Annotated in this window: 4 protein-coding genes; all 4 read left to right on the top strand. The window is 73.4% G+C overall.

Annotated features, from left to right (window positions below):
• The first annotated feature begins 554 nt into the window (after positions 1-554).
• The gene (locus VFZ20_RS06535) at positions 555-959 is read left to right on the top strand and encodes a hypothetical protein (protein ID WP_329683036.1); all 405 of its coding nucleotides are present in this window, start codon (positions 555-557) and stop codon (positions 957-959) included.
• Positions 960-1,196: 237 nt separating this feature from the next.
• Positions 1,197-1,787 (top strand): hypothetical protein, encoded by a 591-nt coding sequence (locus VFZ20_RS06540; RefSeq protein WP_329683037.1) that lies wholly within the window; start codon positions 1,197-1,199, stop codon positions 1,785-1,787.
• 334 nt (positions 1,788-2,121) lie between these two features.
• The gene (locus tag VFZ20_RS06545; RefSeq protein ID WP_329683038.1) at positions 2,122-3,063 is read left to right on the top strand and encodes a homoserine kinase; all 942 of its coding nucleotides are present in this window, start codon (positions 2,122-2,124) and stop codon (positions 3,061-3,063) included.
• Between the two features lie 280 nt (positions 3,064-3,343).
• Positions 3,344-4,172: pyridoxal-phosphate dependent enzyme (locus VFZ20_RS06550; RefSeq protein WP_329683039.1), on the top strand; the 829-nt coding region annotated here is incomplete at its 3' end.

Consider the following 4,172-nt stretch of genomic DNA (forward strand, 5'->3'; position numbering starts at 1 on the left):
GCTCGCTGTCGCTCGCACCCTCTCCCGCAAACTGCGCGGGAGAGGGTATATACTTCGAACGGGCACCCGGGCGCGTCGGCAGGCGCTGCGCCGGATTTGTCTGCCTGAGGGGCCCTCGCAGGCCTCGACCGCGCTGGACGCACGTGGCCCCGAAGGATCTTGCCGGCCCCCGCGCGACAGGCGCGTCGCGGACGGATGCCGGGCCGGGCTCGTGCCGCGCGGCGGAGGCTCAGCACGGGCGAGGAGATCCTTCGGTCGGCGCCACGGATCCGTGCACGGGCGGGATCGCGCGGCGCCTCCCTCAGGAAATCAGGCAGACTGGCGAAATCGAGTAGTTCTCCCCTCCCCGGCGAAGCGGGGGCAGGGGGTCAGGGGGAGGGGGCCCTCCGCGGGCGAGGGACACGCAGCCCAACCGTACGCGCCCGGCGCGCGACGCAGTTCTCCCTTCCCCCATGCAGTTTATGGGGGAAGGGTCGGGGATGGGGGGCGCTCCGCGGCCGCCGCGATCCGTCCCTCGCCCGGATGAGAGCAGTCAAATCACACCAGGAGCACACATGCTGAGAAAAGTGGCGTTCGGGGCGGGATTGTTCGGGACCATCGTCGTGGTGCTGGGGTGGATTCCCGGCATCTCGCCGCACGCGGGCCACGAGCGCATGATGTTCAACGCGTTCGCCATCAGCGCCATCGACGACATCACGCACGGGCTCACGGCCCTGCTGGCGTTCGCGGCGGCGCTGCACTCCGAGCGCGCCAGCCGCCTGTTCCTGGTCACGTTCGGCTCGTACTACGCGCTGGATGCCACGTTCTACCTGCTGAACGGCTTCGTGAACGACCTGCCCTGGAAGGACGACATCATGCTCAACCTGCCGCACGTTGTCGTCTCCAGCCTCATGCTGGCCGCGGCGTACGGTATCCGCCCCGCGGCGCCCGCCCGCGAGCCCGCCCCCGCCCTGGGCTGAGCGGACCGCGGTTTCTCACCTCCCCCGCGCGACGGGGGAGGTCCCGATCCGTCCACTTCCTGTCCGGGGCGTTCCCGGCCGCTCGCGCCCGGCTTCGCCGCCACGCCACAGCCAACCTGTTGTTTTCCTTCCTGTTACAATGTAGGGCAAAGTGCCGCTCCCGCATTTGCGGCTGATTCACTACATTGTTGCGCGCGTGGCAAAGTGAACGCGATTCGCGAAACGGGGAGCGGTAGCGTGCCCGATACGGGAACGTGGTGGTACGAGCTGGATGCGCAGGACCACGTCGCGGCGGTCAGCGGCGAGTGGGTCTCGTTCGGGCCGGGCAGCGCGGCGGCCGCCGCGGGCCCGGGCGTGCTGGGCCAGTCGCTGTGGACGCTGCTGGACGGCATCGAGCAGGTCCACGTGCTGCGACGCATCATCACCGGCGTCCGCGCGTCCGGCGCGGCGGTGGAGGTGCCGTTCCGCTGCGACAGCCCCACGGCCGAGCGCCACATGCAGTTCCGCGTGGCGTCCGTCCCCGGTGGCCGCGTGCGGATCACCACCCGCCTGCGCTACGAGCTTCCCCTGGCCGGTCCGCCCGCCCCGCGCCCGGAGCCCCACGAGGGGGCCATGAGCTGCATGTGCAGCTGGTGCAACCACATCCGCATGGCGGACGGCACCTGGCTGCCCACGGCGGAAGGGGCCGCGCGCCTGGGCATGTTCTGCGGCGCGCGCATGCCCGCCATCACCCACGGCCTCTGCGCCGGCTGTCTCACCCGTATGCAGCCGCTGTTCGACGACGACGCCTCTACCGAAGCGGGGCTGCGGACGGTCACGCGGAGCTGAACGCGCCCGCGGAATCCCGAGCGAAGTGCCCCGGCGCCAGGAATTGCGCCGGGGCACGTTCGTTCGCGTCAGTTCGCGGAGCTCTGCGGGCAGGCGGGCGCGCACCACGGCACCGTTCGCCCGCTGCGCGCGACCGGCGGATGAGCCGCCATCGTCGCGTCGCAGGGGCTCCTCGCGCGGATGACCTTTCGTACGCTCACGCGGCGCGCGAGGTTGTCACCCCGCCACGCGCCCCACCCGCTCATCGTGCAGGGGCCCGGCGCCGGGCCGCAGGTGGCGGCCGGCGGCGTGTTAGCGAACCTGCTTCGCCTTGCATCGTACCTGGGAGCCGGCTTTGACCCCTCCATCCCGCGCCGTGGCCTTCGCGCCGGCCAGCACCAGCAACCTGGCCGTGGGCTTCGACATCCTGGGCCACCCCGTGGGCCCCGCGGGCGACCGCGTGACGGTCACCCGCCGCGCCGTGCCCGGCGTGGTCATGGGCGCCGTCACGGGCCGCGCCGGCCCGCTGCCGACGGACCCCGCCGCCAACACGGCCGGCGGCGCCATCCAGCGCCTGCTGGCGGACCACGCGCCGGAGCTGGGGCTGGAGGTCGCCATCGACAAGGGCATCCCGCTGGGCTCCGGCATCGGCGGATCGGCGGCGTCCGCCGTGGCCGCCGTCGTGGCGGCCAACGCGCTGCTGCCCACGCCCCTGCCCACGGAGGCGCTGATGCCGTACGCGCTGGCGGGCGAGATGATCGCCAGCGGCGCCCTGCACGGCGACAACGTGGCGCCGTCGCTCTTCGGCGGCCTCGTCCTCGTGCGCTCCGCCGATCCGCCGGACGTCGTGCGCCTGCCCGTACCGCCCGCGCTACGCTGCGTGATGGTGCTGCCGCGCCAGCGCCTGGACACGCGCGAGGCCCGCGCCGTGCTGCCGAAGACGGTGCCCCTGCACGACGTCATCCGCCAGACGGCCAACCTGGCGGGGGTGATCGCGGGGTGCTGCGCGGGCGACCTGGCGCTCATCGGCCGGTCGCTGGCGGACGTGATCGTGGAGCCGCACCGCGCGCCGCTCATCCCCGGCTTCGCGCAGGTCAAGGCGGCGGCGATGGAGGCGGGCGCGCTGGGCTGCTCCATCTCCGGCGGCGGTCCCAGCCTGTTCGCCTGGTGCGACGCGGCCGTGGCCGATCCCGTCTGCGCGGCGATGACGGGCGCATTCACCCGCGCCGGCGTCGCGTGCGAGGGGTGGACGTGCAAGGTGGGCGGGCCCGGCGCGCGGCTGGAGGCGGTGGAGTAGGGGCGGATTGGGAGGCGTTAGGCGGATGCGGAGAGGCGGATGCGGAGAACGGGCGTTCCTCGACCGTGGCACAGGACCGTCGGAACGCGGAGCGCCCCCCTCCCCGACCCTCCCCCACAAACTGCGTGGGGGAGGGAGGTGGGTCAGGGAGGGACGGCAGCCTGTGTCGTACGTTCAGTTCTCCCCCTCCCCCCGCTCCGCGGGGGAGAGAGGGCGGGGGGAGGGGGGCACTCACCCGGCGGGAGAAGCCTGCCGAATCTGTAGAACCAACCTGGACCGGATGAAATACGTCAGCACGCGGGGTGGCGGGGCGGCGGCGACGCTGTCGCAGGCGGTGGAGCGCGGGCTGGCACCGGACGGCGGCCTGTACGTCCCCGCGCAGTTTCCCGAGCTCGCGCCCGGCGCCCTCGACGGCGCGGACACGCTCCCCGACGTCGCCGCGCGCCTGCTGGCGCCCTTCTTCGCGGGCGACGCGCTGGAGGACGCGCTGGGCGACATCTGCCGCGAGGCGTTCACCTTTCCCGTGCCCCTCAAGGAGCTGCGCGGCGGGACCGCCGTCCTGGAGCTGTTCCACGGGCCCACGGCCGCGTTCAAGGACGTGGGCGCGCGCTTTCTGGCCGCCACCATGTCGCGCATCGGCGGGGAGGACGCGCGGCCGCTCACCATCCTCGTCGCCACCTCGGGCGACACGGGCGGCGCGGTGGCGGCGGCGTTCCACGGCCGGCCGGGGGTGGAAGTGGCCGTGCTGTATCCCGCCGGCATGGTGTCGCCGCGGCAGGAGAAGCAGCTGACCACGTGGGGCGGCAACGTGCGCGCGTTCGCCGTCCGCGGCGCGTTCGACGACTGCCAGCGCCTGGTCAAGGCCGCCATGGCGGATGACGAGCTCCGCGCCGCCCGACGCCTGTCGTCCGCCAACAGCATCAGCATCGGCCGGCTGCCGCCGCAGATGGCGTACTACGCGTGGGCCAGCCGCGAGTACGTCCGCCGCCATGGGCGCGCGCCCGGCTTCGTCGTGCCGACGGGCAACCTGGGCAACGCGCTGGCGGCCCTGTGGGCGCGGCGGATGGGGATGCCCATCCGCGAAGTGGTCCTCGCGACGAACGCGAACC

The sequence above is a fragment of the Longimicrobium sp. genome, assembly GCF_036280135.1.
In the GTDB taxonomy this organism is placed as follows: Bacteria; Gemmatimonadota; Gemmatimonadetes; order Longimicrobiales; family Longimicrobiaceae; genus Longimicrobium.